The organism is Micromonospora chersina (genome assembly GCF_900091475.1).
Classification (GTDB): Bacteria; Actinomycetota; Actinomycetes; order Mycobacteriales; family Micromonosporaceae; genus Micromonospora; species Micromonospora chersina.
This window is the reverse complement of record NZ_FMIB01000002.1, coordinates 6,014,138-6,030,479: the sequence shown is the minus strand read 5'-3', so window position 1 is coordinate 6,030,479 and position 16,342 is coordinate 6,014,138. Positions and strand designations below refer to the sequence as shown.

Annotated in this window: 12 protein-coding genes; 9 read left to right on the top strand and 3 right to left on the bottom strand. The window is 75.1% G+C overall.

Annotated features, from left to right (window positions below):
- Window positions 1-90: 90 nt before the first annotated feature.
- The 4 genes from GA0070603_RS32680 to GA0070603_RS28125 all read left to right on the top strand — a co-directional run bounded on the left by GA0070603_RS32680 (window position 91) and on the right by GA0070603_RS28125 (window position 6,455).
- Window positions 91-2,175 (top strand): serine/threonine-protein kinase, encoded by a 2,085-nt coding sequence (locus tag GA0070603_RS32680; protein ID WP_167544600.1) that lies wholly within the window; start codon window positions 91-93, stop codon window positions 2,173-2,175.
- 51 nt (window positions 2,176-2,226) lie between these two features.
- The gene (locus tag GA0070603_RS28135) at window positions 2,227-4,335 is read left to right on the top strand and encodes a bifunctional adenosylcobinamide kinase/adenosylcobinamide-phosphate guanylyltransferase (protein WP_091320004.1); all 2,109 of its coding nucleotides are present in this window, start codon (window positions 2,227-2,229) and stop codon (window positions 4,333-4,335) included.
- Window positions 4,325-5,098, top strand: coding sequence for an adenosylcobinamide-GDP ribazoletransferase (locus tag GA0070603_RS28130; RefSeq protein ID WP_091319999.1), 774 nt, complete (start codon window positions 4,325-4,327; stop codon window positions 5,096-5,098). Before GA0070603_RS28135 ends, GA0070603_RS28130 begins: the two co-directional genes overlap by 11 nt.
- Before the next feature lie 64 nt (window positions 5,099-5,162).
- Complete coding sequence (locus GA0070603_RS28125; RefSeq protein ID WP_091322376.1) at window positions 5,163-6,455, top strand: DUF2314 domain-containing protein; 1,293 nt, start codon at window positions 5,163-5,165, stop codon at window positions 6,453-6,455.
- A gap of 78 nt (window positions 6,456-6,533) precedes the next feature.
- Here GA0070603_RS28125 and gcvT read toward each other — a convergent pair whose 3' ends face one another.
- On the bottom strand, window positions 6,534-7,664 hold the full coding sequence (gene gcvT, locus GA0070603_RS28120) for a glycine cleavage system aminomethyltransferase GcvT (RefSeq protein WP_167544599.1): 1,131 nt from the start codon (window positions 7,662-7,664) through the stop codon (window positions 6,534-6,536).
- Window positions 7,665-7,828: 164 nt separating this feature from the next.
- On the opposite strand from gcvT, the gene GA0070603_RS28115 reads away from it, so the two are divergent.
- Complete coding sequence (locus tag GA0070603_RS28115) at window positions 7,829-9,397, top strand: leucyl aminopeptidase (protein ID WP_091319995.1); 1,569 nt, start codon at window positions 7,829-7,831, stop codon at window positions 9,395-9,397.
- Window positions 9,398-9,461: 64 nt separating this feature from the next.
- On the opposite strand, the gene GA0070603_RS28110 is transcribed toward GA0070603_RS28115, so the two are convergent.
- Window positions 9,462-9,791 carry a hypothetical protein gene (locus tag GA0070603_RS28110; protein WP_091319992.1) on the bottom strand — a complete coding sequence of 110 codons (330 nt, stop codon included), beginning with the start codon at window positions 9,789-9,791 and terminating at the stop codon, window positions 9,462-9,464.
- Window positions 9,792-9,968: 177 nt separating this feature from the next.
- Here GA0070603_RS28110 and lpdA point away from each other — a divergent pair, with 177 nt between their 5' ends.
- Together lpdA and sucB are read left to right on the top strand one after the other, a co-directional pair.
- Window positions 9,969-11,360, top strand: a complete 1,392-nt coding sequence (lpdA, locus tag GA0070603_RS28105) for a dihydrolipoyl dehydrogenase (protein ID WP_091319988.1) — start codon at window positions 9,969-9,971, stop codon at window positions 11,358-11,360.
- Between the two features lie 66 nt (window positions 11,361-11,426).
- A complete protein-coding gene (gene sucB / locus GA0070603_RS28100; RefSeq protein WP_091319985.1) occupies window positions 11,427-13,238 on the top strand; it encodes a 2-oxoglutarate dehydrogenase, E2 component, dihydrolipoamide succinyltransferase in 1,812 nt (603 codons plus the stop codon).
- A 63-nt stretch (window positions 13,239-13,301) separates the two neighbouring features.
- Here the strand turns inward: sucB and GA0070603_RS28095 are convergent, their stop codons facing one another.
- A complete protein-coding gene (locus tag GA0070603_RS28095; protein WP_091319982.1) occupies window positions 13,302-14,246 on the bottom strand; it encodes an SDR family NAD(P)-dependent oxidoreductase in 945 nt (314 codons plus the stop codon).
- 150 nt (window positions 14,247-14,396) lie between these two features.
- On the opposite strand from GA0070603_RS28095, the gene GA0070603_RS28090 reads away from it, so the two are divergent.
- On the top strand, window positions 14,397-14,963 hold the full coding sequence (locus GA0070603_RS28090) for a TetR/AcrR family transcriptional regulator (RefSeq protein WP_091319979.1): 567 nt from the start codon (window positions 14,397-14,399) through the stop codon (window positions 14,961-14,963).
- Window positions 14,964-15,008: 45 nt separating this feature from the next.
- Window positions 15,009-16,340: a low temperature requirement protein A gene (locus GA0070603_RS28085; protein ID WP_091319975.1), complete on the top strand. Its 1,332-nt coding sequence runs from the start codon at window positions 15,009-15,011 to the stop codon at window positions 16,338-16,340.
- The last annotated feature ends 2 nt before the right edge of the window (window positions 16,341-16,342 follow it).

Below are 16,342 nucleotides of genomic sequence, written 5' to 3'. Positions count from 1 at the left end.
CGGAAACCCCCGCAAGCCTAGTCGGCCCCGCGCGGGACGGCCCGGCCGCCACATGGATCATGCGTCGCCCCGGGCCGGTACGGTGACGCGGTGCTGACTCAAGGAGTGGTGCTCAGCGAGCGCTATCGGCTGGGCGAACGCATCGCGACGGGCGGCATGGGGGCCGTCTGGAAGTGCACCGACACCCTGCTGGGCCGCGAGGTCGCGGTGAAGGTGCTGCTCCCGTCGCTGGTCGCCGACCCCGAGTTCACCACCCGCTTCCACGCCGAGGCCCGGATGCTGGCCGCACTGCGTCACCCGGGCATCGTCCAGGTGCACGACTTCGGCTCGGCGACCCTCGCCGACGGCAGCCAGGTCAGCTACCTGGTGATGGAGTACGTCGACGGCGAGCCGCTGGTCACCTGGATCCGGCGCGCCGGCCGGCTCGACCCGGCGTCCACCATGTCGGTGGTGGCGCAGGCCGCGCACGCGCTGCACGCCGCCCACCTCGCCGGGATCGTGCACCGCGACGTGAAGCCCGGCAACCTGCTGGTCAAGCGGGACGGCACGGTGGTGCTCGTCGACTTCGGGATCGCCCGGGCCAGCACCATGGCGGGCATCACGGCCGCGCACATGGTGCTGGGCACCGCCTCGTACATGTCGCCGGAGCAGGCCGCCGGCCAGCCGGTGTCGCCGGTCACCGACGTCTACGCGCTCGGCGCGGTCGCGTACTTCTGTCTGGCCGGGCGGCCGCCCTTCGACGGTGACAACCCGCTCCAGGTGGCCATGCGGCACGTCCAGGACGAGCCGCCGCCGCTTGTCGGCACGCCCCCGGCGGTGGTCGAGGTGGTCGGGCGGGCGCTGGCGAAGCGTCCGGCCGACCGGTTCCCGAGCGCGCTCGCCCTGGCCGAGGCCGCCCAGGACGCGCGGGACGCCACCCTCGCCGCCCTGCCCGTCCCCCCGCGCCCGCCGTGGGCGGTGGCCGGGCCGGCCGTGCCGGGCGCGGCCGTCCTGCCGGCGCCCGCGCCGATCCCGGGCCCACCCGGTGGTACGCCGCCCACCGGCCAGCCGCCCGCCGCGTTCCCGGCCGCGCCGCCGGCCGCCGCGTTCCCGGCCGCGCCACCGCCCGCTCCGGGGACCGACCCCGCCGGGCACACCGTGACGCCCGGTCCCGCCCCCACGCCCGGTCCCGTCCCCACGCCCGGCCCTGTCCCCGCGCCCACGCCCGGTCCCGTCTCCGCGGCCGGTCCAGGCTTCGCCGCCCCCGGCCGCGCCTCCGCACCTCCCGGGCACGTCCCCGCACCTCCCGCGCACGCCTCAACGCCTTCCGGGTCAGCCTTCGCGGCTCCCGGGCACGCCCCGGCTTCCGGGCCGGTCTCCCCGCCGGGGCCGGCCTGGTCGGTCGGGGTCGCGCAGCCCGGGCGGCCGCCCGGCGGGTACGGCTCGGTCCAGGACCGGCACGCCGGGTCGGGGGTGCCACCGACGCTGGAGGAGTCCGCGGAGCGCCGGGGTCGCGGCCGGGCGCTGGCGCTGGCCGGGGCGGCCGGGGTCGTCCTCGTCGCGGTGCTGACCGCGGTGGCCGTGGCGGCGCTGCGCTCCCCCGACGACACGGACCCGGGGCAACGCCCGGCCGCGCTGACCGGGGAGTCCCCGATCGCCGACCCGGTGCAGCCGGAAGGCTCGGCCGGCGCCAGCGCCAGTGCCGGTGCGGGGCCGACGCCGAGCCGCACCGGCCGGCCGAGCCGGTCCCCGTCGGCCACGCCGAGCCGACCGGCGGCGGACGCCGGCGCCCCGTCGAGCGGGGACCCCGCGCCGACCACCGGCGCGCCCGCGCCCACCGCGAGCACGGCGGGACCGAAGCAGCCCTACACGGCGGGTCAGGTGTGCGGCAGCGGCTACCAGGTGGTCGACTCGGCGACGCTGACCGCCGGCGGGGTGCGCCGGGGCCGGGTCTACCTGCTCTACAGCAGCGCCGCCGGCACCAACTGCGTGGTCACGCTCAAGGACACCGACGTCGGGCGGGCCACCACGGTGACCACGTACCTGGAGGTGCAGGGCAAGGCGCGGCAGACCGAGAGCGGCAGCTACCAGTACTACGCCGGGCCGGTACGGGCGAGCGCCGCCGGGGTCTGCGTGAAGTGGGGCGGGTCGGCAGGCGGGGCCAGCTACGCCAGCCCGTTCGAGCACTGCGACTGAGCCGACCGGGCCGGCGGGCGGCGACCCGCCGGACGGCTTTAAGGTACGGGCATGTCCGTTGACGGGTGGAACACCCTCCTGGTGCTCGGCGGTATCCGCTCCGGCAAGTCGGAGTTCGCCGAATCGGTGGTCGCCGACGCGCCCACGGTCCGGTACGTGGCCACCGCCCCCGCGGGGGACCCGGAGGACACCGAGTGGGCGACCCGCCTCGCGGCGCACCGCGCCCGCCGGCCGGGAAGCTGGACGACCGAGGAGACCGCCGCGGACCCCGGCCGGCTGGCCGAGGTGATCGCGGCGGCCGGACCGAACGAGACGCTGCTCGTGGACGACCTGGGCGGCTGGGTGACAGTGCTGCTCGACCCGGCCCACCAGCCGGCCGACGACACGGCCACCATCGCCGAACTGGCCGCGGCGGTCCGCGCCAGCGCCGCCCGGCTGGTGCTGGTCAGCCCCGAGGTGGGCCTGTCCCTGGTGCCCACCACGCCGCTGGGCCGGGCGTTCACCGACGCGCTGGGCGCGACCAACCGGGCCGTCGCCGACGCCTGCGACGCCGTCGCGCTGGTGGTGGCCGGGCAGACCGCCTGGCTGAAGCCGGCCGCCACCCCGACCCACCCCGGCATGCCGGCCGTCCCCGGCCAGGCGGACGTCCCGGCGCAGGCCGGCCCCGGCCAGGGCGCGGCGCAGCCGTCCCCCACCCAGGCGGGCGCCCCGGCGCAGGCCGGTCCCGGCCAGGCTGGCGCGCCCGAGGAGGCGTTGCCCGAGGTGCTCACCCCGGCAGCGCTCGCCGCCCCGGCGTCGACGCCGGCCGGCGAACCTGGCCGGCCGCAGGCCGGTCCCGGGCGAGCTGGCGCGCCCACCCAGGCCGACTGGGCCGCGCCCACCATGGCGCTGCCGATGGTCGCCACCGGCCTGGTCATCCAGCCGGGCATGGAACTGCCGATGCCCGACGACTACACCGGTCCGCAGGCGGTCGACCGGCTGGCCACCCTGGACATCCCGGGCTCGGGCCTCGGCGTGCTGGAGCAGGTGGTCGGCTTCGCCGCCGCCACCCAGGGCACCGCGACCCCGACGCCGTGGGGCACCGTCCGGGTGCTGCTGCTGCACGGCGACCACGAGGGCGGGGCGTCGGCCGGCGCCACGCCCGGCGAGTCGGCCCGCCGCGCCCGGCAGGCGCGCGCCGGCAAGGGAGCCCTGGCCCGGCTGGCCGCCGAGAACGGCGCGAGCCTCCAGGTGGTCGAGACGCCCACCTCCGCGCCCATCGAGGAGGGGCCGGCGCTCACCGGCGAGCAGGTCGAGTCGGCCCTGCGCTACGGCTGGCGGCTCGCGGAGCAGGCCGCCGACGCGGGCGTACAGCTGCTGGTGCTCGCGGCGTGCGGAGCCGGCACCGAGACGGCCGCCGCGGCGGTGCTGGCGGCCACGGCCGGCGCGGAACCCCCGGCGGTCCTCGGGCGGGTGCTGAACGAGCGGGGCGAGTACGACGACGCCGCCTGGATGGTCCGCTGCGCGGCCGTGCGGGACGCGCTGCACCGCACCCGGCGCTCCACCCGGGAGGCCAAGGACATCCTCGCCGAGCTGGGCGGCGGCGACGTGGCGGTGGCCACCGGCGTGCTGCTGGGCGCGACCGCCCGGCGCATCCCGGTGCTGCTGGACGGGCCGGTCGGGGTGGCCGCCGGCATGGTGAGCCGCGACCTGGCCGGGCAGGCCCGGCACTGGTGCCTGCTGCCCGACCACGGCGGCCGGCCCGGGGTGCGGCTCGCCGCCGACGTGCTGGGCCTGACCCCGCTGCTGGACCTGCGGCTCGACCTGGGCGAGGGCGCGACCGCGCTGGCCGCCCTGCCGCTGCTGCGCTCGGCCCTGACGCTCGCCGCCGGCCTGCCCGTGCACCCGTCGCTCGGCGGCGGGGACGACGAGGACTTCACCGAGCCCGAACCGGCCGGCCCCGGGCCGACCAGCACGGACCCGGAGCCGGAGTTCGCCGAACCCGAGCCGGCCGGGCCGGGGCCCACCAGCACGGAGCCGGAGTTCACCGAGCCCGCGCCGGTGCAGGGACCGACCAGCACCGAACCCGGGCCGGAGTTCGCCGAGCCGGAGCCGGCCGGACCGGGGCCCACCACTGTCGGGCCGGACGAGCCGGTGGCCCCCGGCCGCCGTGCCGACTGAGGTCCGGCTCGCCGACGGGATCCGGCTGGCGCTCACCACCTTCACGACGGCGCCGGTGCGCGCCGGCCGGGTGGACCGGGGCGCGGCCGGCACCGCCATGGCGCTCGCCCCGGCGGTCGGCGCGCTGCTCGGCGCGCTGCTCGCTGCCGTACTGCTGCTCGTCGCGGCGGTCGCGCCCCCGCTGGTCGCCGCCGGGGTGACCGTCGCGCTGGGCGCGCTGCTGACCCGGGGCCTGCATTTGGACGGGCTGGCCGACACCGTGGACGCGCTCGGCTCCTACCGGCGCGGGCCGGCCGCGCTGGAGATCATGAAGAAGCCGGACGTCGGCCCGTTCGGGGTGGTGGCGCTGGTGGTCGTACTCCTGCTCCAGGCCGCGGTGCTCGCGGAGCTGGCCGGGCGGTCCCGGCCGGCGGCGCTCGCGGCGGTGGTCGCCGCGACGGCGGCCGGCCGGCTGGGCGTCGCGCTGGCCTGCCGGCGCGGGGTGCCGGCGGCGCGGCCGGAGGGGCTGGGCGCGCTGGTGGCCGGCACGGTGGGCCCGGTCGCGCTGGTGGCCGGCACGGCGGCCGTCGCCCTGCTGGCCGTGCCGGCGGTGCCGGGCCGCCCGTGGCAGGGGCCGCTCGCCGTGCTCGCCGCGCTCGCCGTCGCGGCCGGGCTGCTGCGGCATCTGGTACGCCGGCTCGGCGGGATCACCGGCGACGTGCTGGGGGCCCTCGTGGAGATCGTCACCACGCTGTCCTACCTGGGACTGGTGCTGTCCGCCTGAGCGTCGACCGTCCGGGCGGGTAGCGTTCTCGGCGAGGTGCACCGGTGTGGTCGAGGGGGACGGCATGCTCATCACGGACGACTTCCTGCCCGTACCGGTGCCCGAGTCGCTGGACGCGACCTACCTGGTGCCGATCGTCGGACTGCCGAAGGTGAGCCCGAAGACCGCGGTGGAGGGGCTCGCCGGACGGCTCGCCGAGCCGGTGCACGGGCTGGCCAAGCAGATGCTGGACAGCCCGCTGATGACCGTGGACACCCGGCCGGTCAGCGAGTTCCCCGAGCTGCCGCCGGACCTGCTCACCGCGTTCGGGGCGACCGAGGCGCAGCTGGCCCGGCTGGCCGCCGCCACGCATCTCGTCGTGGTGCAGGCCGAGTACCGGCCGGGCTGGCCGCCGGCGCACGAGTGGGCGGCCCGGGCGGTGGCCGCGGCGGTCGCCGAAACGGTCGACGGGGACGTCGTGGACGTCTTCGGGCTCCAGTTCCTCGACCCGGCGGCCGCGCTGCGGTCCCTCCCCGACGAGCAGGGCCGGATCCGGCTGGTCGACTGGGTGCTGGTGCCGTACTCGTCGGACGCCGACGGGCTGTGGTTCACCACGAAGGGGCTGCGCCGCTTCGGCCTGCTGGAGCTCCAGGCCCAGGGCGTGCCGGACCACCTCACCCGCGCGTGGGGCGCGGTGATGACCGGGGCCGCCCGGCGGCTGCTGCGGGACTGGACCGAGGGGCTGGCCGGCGAGGAGGTGCCGGCGTTCGTGCAGCTCCCGGTGCTCGCCACGGTGACCGGGCACGACATCGCGGTCGCGTACGGCAATCCGGAGCAGCACGGTGCGACGGCGCCGGTGCTGCTGCGGCTGGAGCTGGACCCGGCGACCGACCCGGACGCCGACTCGTTCCTCACCCTCAACCCGCCGCCCGGGCACCCGGGCCCGCCCGGCCGCTACTTCGCCGCCGCCTGCGCGACCCTGTTCAACGGCATCCAGCCCGACGTCCGGTACGCCCGCTCGGGCGACGCGATGAGCCGGGCCATCGCCACGGCCCGCGCCGCGCTGGACGACATCCGGGCCCGCTTCCTCGCCGGCGGGCTCCCCGCCGAGAGCCAGCTCGTGGTCAAGTACGGCCTGCCCGGCGACGACGGCCCCGAGTACGTCTGGGCCGGGGTGACCTCGTGGGACACCCCGGAGCGGATCGTCGGGGCGAGCGCCAGCGACGCCGCCGGCGACCCGACGGTCCGGATCGGCGCCCCGGTGGTGGTGGAGGCCGCCGACGTCGTCGACTGGGCCGTGCTGGACGGCACGGGCGTCATCGAGGGCGGCTGGACCCAGGCGGTCCTCGACGCCGGCGAACCCCCCACGGACTCCTGACCCCGGCTGATCATGAAGTTGCGGCGCTCACGGAGATCGAGATCGCCGCCAACTTCATGATCGACGGAAGAGTGGGGGTCAGCGGACCGAGGGCTCCACGAAGGGTGGGCGGGTCAGGCGCATCTGGGCGCGGCGGCCGCGGATGTCGACCTCCAGCGTCTCGCCGTCGGGGAGCTTCGGGTCGGTGTCGATCAGGGCCAGGGCGATGCCCTGCTTCTTCGTCGGGCTGAAGGTGCCGCTGGTGATCGTGCCGACCTGCTTGTCACCGGCGTAGACGGCCATGCCGGGGCGCGGGATGGCCCGGTCGACCGCCTCCAGGCCGCGCAGCGTGCGGGCGGGGCCGGCGGCCTTCTCGGCCCGCAGCACGTCGCGACCCCAGAAGGCCGGCTTGTCCCAGCCGACCGCCCAGCCGGAGCGGGCCTGCACGGGGGTGATGTCCAGGGAGAGGTCCTGCCCGTGCAGCGGGTACCCCATCTCGGTGCGCAGCGTGTCCCGCGCGGCCAGGCCGCAGGCGCGCAGCTCGTACGCCGCACCGGCGGCGAACAGCGCGTCCCAGACGGCGAGCGCGTCGCCGGCCGGTACGACCAGCTCGTAGCCGAGCTCGCCGGTGTAGCCGGTGCGACAGACGGTCAGCTCGACGCCCTCCAGCGAGGCGGTCGAGAAGCTCATGTAGTCGTGCTCCGTAGGCAGGCCGAGCGCGGCCAGCAGCTCCGCCGAACGCGGCCCCTGGACGGCGAGCACCGCGTACGCCTCGTGCTCGTCGGTGACGACCACGCCGTCGGGCGCCACGGCGCGCAACCGGCGGACCACCTCGGCGGTGTTCGCCGCGTTCGGCACCAGGAACACGTGGTCGTCGGCGTGCAGGTAGGCGATGATGTCGTCCACCACGCCGCCGGTGGCGTCGTCGCAGCAGAGCGTGTACTGGGCCTTGCCCGGGCCGATCCGGCCGAGGTCGTTGGAGAGGCAGGAGTTCACGAAGTCCGCGGCGCCCGGCCCGGTGACCCGGGCCTTGCCGAGGTGCGAGACGTCGAAGACGCCAACACCGGTACGCACGGCCGTGTGCTCCTTGAGGACGCCGCCGCCGGCGTACTCGAGCGGCATCTCCCAGCCCCCGAAGGGGGCGAACTTCGCGCCGAGCGCGGTGTGCCGCTCGTGCAGGGGGGAACGGCGCAGCCGGGTCGCGGCGGCGTCGGAGGTCACCTCGGTCATGGGTGCGAACTTACCGGCCCGTGACCGGCTGGTTAGCATCGGCGTGACCCCGCCTGCACGCATCAGCGGGACAGCCACGCGTCCGGCGGGTAGGTTCGCCGCCGGAGACCTTCATCGCCGGTACGCGACGCCGCGGCCGGCCCGGCCCGCCCGGAGTAGCTTTCGTGACATCGCCCCGCACCACCCTCAGCCTGGTCGACACCGACCCCGCCGAACTCGCCGTCGACGCGATCGTGATCGGCGTGCACAGCCAGACCACGGAGCAGGAGTCCGGCTCACCCGCCGGCGCCCTGCTGCTGGCCAGCGGCGCGGAGAGCATCGCCGCCGCGTTCGACGGCAAGCTGACCGAGACGCTGGCCCTGCTCGGCGCCACCGGCGGCCCCGGTGAGGTGATCAAGCTGGCCACGCTGGGCACGGTCACCGCCCCGGTGGTCGCCGCCGTCGGGCTCGGCCCGGAGCCGTCCGGCGCCGCCCCGGCCCCGGAGACCCTGCGCCGGGCGGCCGGCGCCGCGGTGCGGGCTCTGGCCGGCGCCGCCCGCGTCGCGCTCGCCCTGCCGCTGCCCGACGACGCCGACGCCCCGGCCGCGCTGCGCGCGGTCGGCGAGGGCGCGCTGCTCGGCGGCTACCGGTTCGCCGGCTACAAGACCAAGCCGCAGCCGGCCCGGCGCACGCCGGTGGCCGAGGTGCTGGTCGCGGTGCCGGACGCGGCGGACGCGACCGCCCAGGCCGAGGTCACCCGCGCCCAGGCGGTGGCCGGTGCGGTGCTGACCAGCCGGGACTGGGTCAACACGGCCCCGAACGAGCTGCGCCCGCCGTCGTTCGCCGACGCCGTGGCCACCGCCGGCCGGGAGGCCGGGCTCGGCGTGGAGGTGCTCGACGAGGCGGCGCTGGCCGCCGGCGGCTACGGCGGCATCCTCGCCGTCGGCCAGGGTTCGGAGGCCCCGCCGCGGCTGGTCAAGCTGACCTACACCCCCGAGGGTGGCGGCAACGGCAAGCGGGTGGCGCTGGTCGGCAAGGGCATCACCTTCGACACCGGCGGCATCTCGATCAAGCCGGCCCAGGGCATGTGGGAGATGAAGTCCGACATGGCGGGCGCGGCGGCGGTCGGCGCGGCCATGCTGGCGGTCGCGGCGCTCAAGCCGTCCGTCGCGGTCACCGGCTACCTGCCGATGGCGGAGAACATGCCGTCGGGCACCAGCTACCGGCCGGGCGACGTGATCACCATGTACAGCGGCAAGCGGGTCGAGGTGCTGAACACCGACGCCGAGGGCCGGATGATCCTGGCCGACGCCATCGCCCGGGCCTGCGAGGACGGCGCGGACTACCTGTTCGAGACCTCCACGCTGACCGGCGGCCAGGTGATCGCGCTGGGCAAGAAGATCGCCGGCGTGATGGGCACCCCGGAGCTGTGCGAGCGGGTCCGGGCCGCGGGTGACGCCACCGGCGAGCCGGCCTGGCCGATGCCGCTGCCGGACGACGTGCGCAAGGGCATGGACTCCGACGTCGCCGACATCTCGCAGGTCAACGCCGGCATGGACCGGGCGGGCCACATGCTCCAGGGCGGCGTCTTCCTGCGGGAGTTCGTCACCGACGAGGTGGCCTGGGCGCACATCGACATCGCCGGCCCCGGCTACCACTCGGGCGAGGCCACCGGCTACTGGACCAAGGGCGGCACCGGCGTCCCGGTGCGTACGCTGCTGCACCTGGTCGACGACGTCGCCGCCAACGGCTGACGCGTCCACCGCGCCGGAACGGGGCGCTCCCCTCGCCGGGGGGCGCCCCGTCCGCGTGTCCGGATCAGAACAGCTCGGGGCGGCGCTTGCGGCGCTCGTTGTAGTCGCGCATCCGCTGCGGATAGCCCATCAGCCGGACGTCGTAGATCGGGATGGCGAGCCGGTGCGCGAACCGGCGGGCCTCCTCCGGCCCGCCGACCCGCCGCCGGGTCCACTCGCCGTCGTCGGCGATCAGCATGACAGTGGTCTCGGTGACCGTGGTCCGGGGTTCCAGGTACGCCTCGACGCCCCGCCGGGTGCGGATGAAGCTCTCCAGGTGATCCAGATCGGCGCGGTCGGCGGCGCGGTCGCGGCTCACCGCGCCCACCCGCTTGCGTCGTCGGAACAGCCCCACCGAACCCACTCCTCCCCCGCCGGTCATCGAAGACGGTGCCAAGCGTACGTGCCACCGACGTGTCGTTGGGCACCTCACTACGCGCACCGTCCCCGGTGGTGACAAGATGACCGAGGTGGGGTGTGCCTGTTACTCCCCCGTAACCCCCGATGCAGCGACGCGACCTGGGAGTTGGACGTGAGCGAGCCGAACGACGCAACCTTCGACATCGTCATCCTCGGAGGTGGTAGCGGCGGCTACGCGGCGGCGCTGCGTGCCGCCCAGCTGGACCTGTCCGTCGCCCTGATCGAGAAGGGCAAGCTCGGGGGCACCTGCCTGCACAACGGCTGCATCCCCACCAAGGCGCTGCTGCACGCCGCCGAGATCGCCGACCAGACCCGCGAGTCGGAGCAGTTCGGCGTCAAGGCCGAGCTGGTCGGCATCGACATGGCGGCGGTCAACTCGTACAAGGACGGCGTCGTCTCCCGCCTGTACAAGGGCCTCCAGGGCCTGGTGGGCAGCGCCAAGAAGATCACCTTCGTGGCGGGCGCCGGCAAGCTGGTCGGGAAGAATGTCGTCGAGGTCGACGGCAAGCGCTACACCGGCCGGAACATCATCCTGGCCTCCGGCTCGTACGCGAAGAGCCTGCCCGGCCTGGAGATCGACGGCGAGCGGATCATCACGAGCGACCACGCGCTGACCCTGGACCGGGTCCCCTCCTCGGCGATCGTGCTGGGCGGCGGCGTGATCGGCGTCGAGTTCGCCAGCGTCTGGAAGTCCTTCGGCGTGGACGTGACCATCGTCGAGGCGCTGCCCCGCCTGGTCGCGGCCGAGGACGAGGAGTCCTCGAAGGCCCTGGAGCGGGCGTTCCGCAAGCGGAAGATCAACTTCAAGGTCGGCAAGCCGTTCGAGAAGGTCGAGAAGACCGAGAACGGCGTCAAGCTGACCATCCAGGGCGGCGACACCGTCGAGGCGGAGCTGCTGCTGGTCGCCGTCGGCCGCGGCCCGACGACCGCCAACCTCGGCTACGAGGAGCAGGGCGTCAAGATGGACCGCGGCTACGTGCTGACCGACGAGCGGCTGCGCACCAGCGTGCCGAACGTCTACGCGGTCGGCGACATCGTGCCCGGCCTCCAGCTCGCCCACCGCGGCTTCCAGCAGGGCATCTTCGTCGCCGAGGAGATCGCCGGCAAGAACCCGGCCGTGATCGACGAGGCCGGCATCCCGCGGGTCACCTACTGCGACCCGGAGCTGGCGTCGGTCGGCCTCACCGAGGCGAAGGCCAAGGAGCAGTACGGCGCTGACAAGATCAAGACCTACAACTACAACCTGGGCGGCAACGGCAAGAGCCAGATCCTCAAGACCGCCGGCCACGTGAAGCTGGTCCGCGTCGAGGACGGCCCGGTGGTCGGCGTGCACATGGTCGGCGCCCGGGTCGGCGAACTGATCGGCGAGGCGCAGCTCATCTACAACTGGGAGGCGTACCCGGCCGAGGTGGCGCAGCTCGTGCACGCCCACCCGACGCAGAACGAGGCCCTGGGCGAGGCGCACCTGGCCCTGGCCGGCAAGCCGCTGCACGCGCACGCCTGACACGACAACCGCGGCGTCCGGCGACGGGCGATGATCCCACCAGGGGAATGAAGGAGTCTGGAGAACATGCCGGTATCGGTCACCATGCCCCGGCTCGGCGAGAGCGTCACCGAGGGCACCGTCACGCGCTGGCTCAAGCAGGAGGGCGACACCGTCGAGGTCGACGAGCCGCTGCTCGAGGTGTCGACCGACAAGGTCGACACCGAGATCCCGTCCCCCGCGGCGGGCGTGCTGAGCCGGATCGTGGTCGGCGAGGACGAGACCGCCGAGGTGGGCAGCGAGCTGGCGGTCATCGCCGGTGAGGGCGAGGAGGCCGGCGGGGCCGCTCCGCAGCAGGAGGCCCCGGCGGAGCAGGCCGAGGAGGCCGCCGCCGAGCCGCAGGCCGAGGCGGAGCAGCCGGCCGTCGAGGAGCCCGCCCCGGCCGCCGCGGCGCCGTCGGGCGAGGGCACCCCGGTGACCATGCCGGCCCTGGGCGAGAGCGTCACCGAGGGCACGGTGACCCGCTGGCTCAAGCAGGTCGGCGAGACCGTCGAGGTGGACGAGCCGCTGCTGGAGGTCTCCACCGACAAGGTCGACACCGAGATCCCGTCGCCGGTCGCCGGCACGGTGCTGGAGATCAAGGTCGCCGAGGACGAGACCGCCGAGGTCGGCGGCGTCCTGGCGATCGTGGGCGCGGCCGGCGCCGCGCCGGCGGCGAAGCCGGAGCCGAAGCCCGAGCCCAAGGCCGAGGCGAAGCCCGAGCCGAAGCCGGAGCCGAAGCCGGAGCCGGAGCCCAAGGTCGAGGAGCCGACCCCGGGCATGTCCTACAACGAGCCGGCCGCCGAGACCGAGCAGGCCGCGCAGCCGGCCAAGGTCGAGCAGGCCGCCCAGCCGTCCGCGCCGACCACCACGCCGCAGCGGCCGACCGTCCCGGCCCAGGCCGGTGGCGAGGAGGGCGCCGGCTACGTGACCCCGCTGGTCCGCAAGCTGGCCGCCGAGCACGGGGTGAACCTGTCCTCGGTCAACGGCACCGGCGTCGGCGGGCGGATCCGTAAGCAGGACGTGCTGGAGGCGGCCGAGAAGGCGAAGGCCGCCCAGGCCGCGCCGGCCGCGCAGCCCGCTCCGGCCGCCGCGGCGGCCCCGGCCAAGCCGGCCGCGAAGCCGCAGCCGAGCAGCAAGCGGGGCACCGTCGAGAAGCTGCCCCGGATCCGCAAGGCCATCGCCAACCGGATGCACGAGTCGCTGCACGAGATGGCGCAGCTGACCACGGTGATCGAGGTGGACGTCACCCGGATCGCCAAGCTGCGGGCCCAGGCCAAGGACTCCTTCCTGCAGCGGCACGGCGTGAAGCTGTCCTTCCTGCCGTTCTTCGCCCTGGCCGCCGTCGAGGCGCTCCAGTCCTACCCGATCGTCAACGCCCAGCTCGACCTGGAGGGCGGGACGATCACCTACCCGCAGGCGGAGCACCTGGGCATCGCCGTGGACACCGAGCGGGGCCTGCTGGTGCCGGTCATCCACAACGCCGGTGACCTCAACCTGGGCGGGATCGCCAAGCGGGTCGCCGACCTGGCCGAGCGCACCCGCACCAACAAGATCAGCCCGGACGAGCTCGCGGGCGCGACCTTCACGCTGACCAACACCGGCAGCCGGGGCGCGCTCTTCGACACCCCGATCGTGCCGTCGCCGCAGTCGGCGATGCTCGGCACGGGTGCCGTGGTCAAGCGCCCGGTCGTGGTCAACGACCCGGAGCTGGGCGAGGTCGTCGCGGTCCGGTCGATGGTCTACCTGGCCATGTCGTACGACCACCGGCTGATCGACGGCGCGGACGCGGCCCGCTTCCTCGTCGCGGTCAAGGAGCGGCTGGAGGCCGGCAACTTCGAGGCCGAGCTGGGGCTCTGACCCTCTGACGGCACGAAAGGGGGCGCGCGGCGTACGCCGCGCGCCCCCTTCGTCGTCTCCGGGTCAGGCGCGCAGGTGTTCCTCGGACACCTGCCAGAGCCGCTCGGCGGCCTCCGGGTCGCGGGCGTACGGGGCGTAGCCGGTGCGGGTGCCGGGCTGGTTCGGCCCGGCCTCCTGGCAGTCCTCGAAGTACCGGCCGCCGACCCCGGCGACCAGCGGCGAGGCGGCGACCAGCACCGACGTGGCCGCGCCCTGCTCGGGCGTCTTCCAGTACGCCGCGCCGCCGCCGCTCTGCGTCCGCATGCGGTCCAGTTCCTCCTCGCTGATGTAGCGCTGGAGGTTGGTCCGGATGGCGCCCGGCATCAGCGCGTTGGTGAAGATCCCGTCGTCGGCCCAGCGCCGGGTGGCGTCCACCGCGAAGAGCACGTTCGCGGTCTTGGACTGCCCGTACGCCTGCCACGGGTCGTAGGGCCGCTGCCGGAAGTGGATGTCGGAGAAGACCACCGGCGAGCGCAGGTGGGCCGCCGAGCTGACCGAGACGATCCGGGCGCCCTCCGCGGCGGCCAGGGACCGGTACAGCCCGGTGGCCAGCGCGAAGTGCCCGAGGTGGTTGGTCGCGAACTGCATCTCCCAGCCCTGCTCGGTGCGCATCTCGGGCGAGGCCATGATGCCGGCGTTGTTGACGAGCATGTGCAGGGGCCCGTCCCAGGTGCGGACGAAGGAGGCCACCGAGCCGAGATCGGCCAGGTCGAGCGGGGCGACCAGGATCCGGTCGTTGCCGGTGGTGCCGGTGATCTCGGCGGCGGCCCGCTGCCCGGCCTCGGGGTTGCGGACCGCGAGCGTGACGTCGGCCCCGGCGGCGGCGAGCGCGCGGGCGGTCTCCACGCCGATGCCGGACGCGCCGCCGGTGACGACGGCCCGCCGGCCGGTGAGGTCGAGGTCGCGGACCACCTCCAGGGCGGTGGTCTCGCGGGAGAACGGGGTGCTGACGGGTGTGCTGGTGGTCATGATCCATCCTTGTCGGAGGCGGCACGGACCGGTCGGTCGGCCGCTACGATGAGAAGCGGAGGATCCTCCGTTACGACCGAGCCTAACCGGAGGACCCTCCGGTTGCCCAGTCCGGCCGGACCTCCCGTCCGGTCGAGCCGAGGAGGAGCCGTGCCCGACCGACCGCTGCGCGCCGACGCGCTGCGCAACCGGCAACGACTGCTGGACGCCGCGGTCCACACGTTTTCCCAGGCGGGCGCCGAGGTAACGCTGGACCGCATCGCCAAGGAGGCCGGGGTCGGCATCGGCACCCTCTACCGCCACTTCCCCACCCGCGAGGCGCTCATCGAGGCGGCCTACCGCAACGAACTGGCCAAGCTCTGCGACGCCGTGCCCGAACTGCTCGCGGCACTGCCCGCCGAGGCGGCGGTCCGGGCGTGGATGGACCGGTTCGTCGACTACCTGGCCACCAAACGGGGCATGGCCGACGCGCTGCGGCTGGCCATCGCCTCCGGCGCCAACCCGTACGCCCACAGCCGGGACCGGCTGCTCGCCGCGCTGGGCGACCTGCTGGCGGCCGGCGTCGCCGCGGGCACCGTCCGCGCCGACGTGGCCGCCGCCGACGTGCTCGCCGGGCTGAGCGGCGTCTCGCTGGTCGCCGGCGAGCCGGACCAGCGTGCGCAGGCCGGCCGCCTGCTCGACCTGCTGATGGACGGGCTGCGCCACCGGCCGGCCTGAGCAGAATCCGGCCCGCCGCCGACCCGGCGCTGACAGACTCGGTCGGTGAGCGGCTTCGGGTGGCGGGGGCGCCTCGGGCCGGCGGTGCCGGTGGCGCCCGGGGCCCGGGTGGACCGGTTCGAGGTCTTCTTCGACCTGGTCTTCGTCTTCTCCTTCTTCATCATCACCCGCGCCACCGCGCTCCAGGTCAGCGGCGGCGCGCTGCTGCACGCGCTGCTCGTCCTCGCCGTGCTCTGGTGGTCGTGGGTGGTGCACAGCGTGGTGGCCACCCGGATCCGACTGGGCGAGGGCTTCGTTCCGGTGCTCATGACCGTCGGCATGGCGGCGCTGTTCACCTTCGCCCTGTCCCTGCCGAACGCGTTCCGCGATCCCCGTGGCAACGCGGCCGGGCCGATCGTCGCGGCGGTCAGCTACACCGTCATCCGGATGGTGCACCTGCTGCTCTACCTGCACGTCGTACGGGACAGCCCGAACGAACGCCGCCAGCTCCTCCGGTTCGCCCCGGAGGTGATCGGCAGCACCCTCCTGCTGGGGATCGCCGCCCTGATCCCGCCGAAGATCGACGACCTCTTCTCGGCGGCGGCGTTCCGCGACGGGCTCTGGGCGACCGTCGTGCTGCTCCAGTACGCCACCGGCCTCATCGCGGGCACCTGGGGCTGGGGCGTCGCCTCCGCCGAGCACTGGACCGAGCGGTACGACCTCATCCTGATCATCGCGCTGGGCGAGTCGGTCATCTCCGTGGGCGTCGGCAGCAACCTGCTCGGCCAGCCGCCGACCTGGCCGGCCGTGGCGGCGGCCGTGCTCGGCATCTTCTTCACCGCCGCGCTCTGGTGGGCGCACTACGACATGATCGGACCGGCCGCCCGGATCGCCCTGCACACCGCCCAGGACGGCCCCCGCGTCGCGATGGCCCGGGACGCGTACGCCTACCTGTTCCTGCCGATGATCGCCGGCATCATCCTCTTCGCGCTCGGCGCCGAGATGATCGTGCACCAGATCGCCGACCCGCACGTGCCGCAGCACCTCCCGGCGCTCGGCCCCGGCGTGCCGCTGCTCTTCGGCGGGGTGATCTGCTTCATCTGCGCCAACATGCTCTTCCAGCTCCGCACCCTGCGCACCGTGAGCTGGACCCGGGTCGGCGCGGTGGTGCTGCTGGCCGTGACCATGCCGGTCGCGCAGCACATCCCCGCCCTGGCCGCCCTGGCCGTGATGACGGCGATCACCATCGGCATGGTGGCGGCCGAGGTGGTGGTATTCGACGAGGGCCGGCGGGCGCTGCGGGGGCTCGTGTTCGAGGAGCGCACCAGCCACGAGGCGCACGAGGCCGCCTACCGCGCCCGCTGGCACGAACCCCACGAGCGCGACGAGGGCGAGTGAGC

Bases quoted from the DNA above. Each gene is read 5' to 3' on its own strand.
- gcvT (WP_167544599.1), bottom strand. From the start codon at position 7,664: ATGACCGAGGTGACCTCCGACGCCGCCGCGACCCGGCTGCGCCGTTCC.
- sucB (WP_091319985.1), top strand. From the start codon at position 11,427: ATGCCGGTATCGGTCACCATGCCCCGGCTCGGCGAGAGCGTCACCGAG.
- GA0070603_RS28135 (WP_091320004.1), top strand. From the start codon at position 2,227: ATGTCCGTTGACGGGTGGAACACCCTCCTGGTGCTCGGCGGTATCCGC.
- GA0070603_RS28095 (WP_091319982.1), bottom strand. From the start codon at position 14,246: ATGACCACCAGCACACCCGTCAGCACCCCGTTCTCCCGCGAGACCACC.
- GA0070603_RS28125 (WP_091322376.1), top strand. From the start codon at position 5,163: ATGCTCATCACGGACGACTTCCTGCCCGTACCGGTGCCCGAGTCGCTG.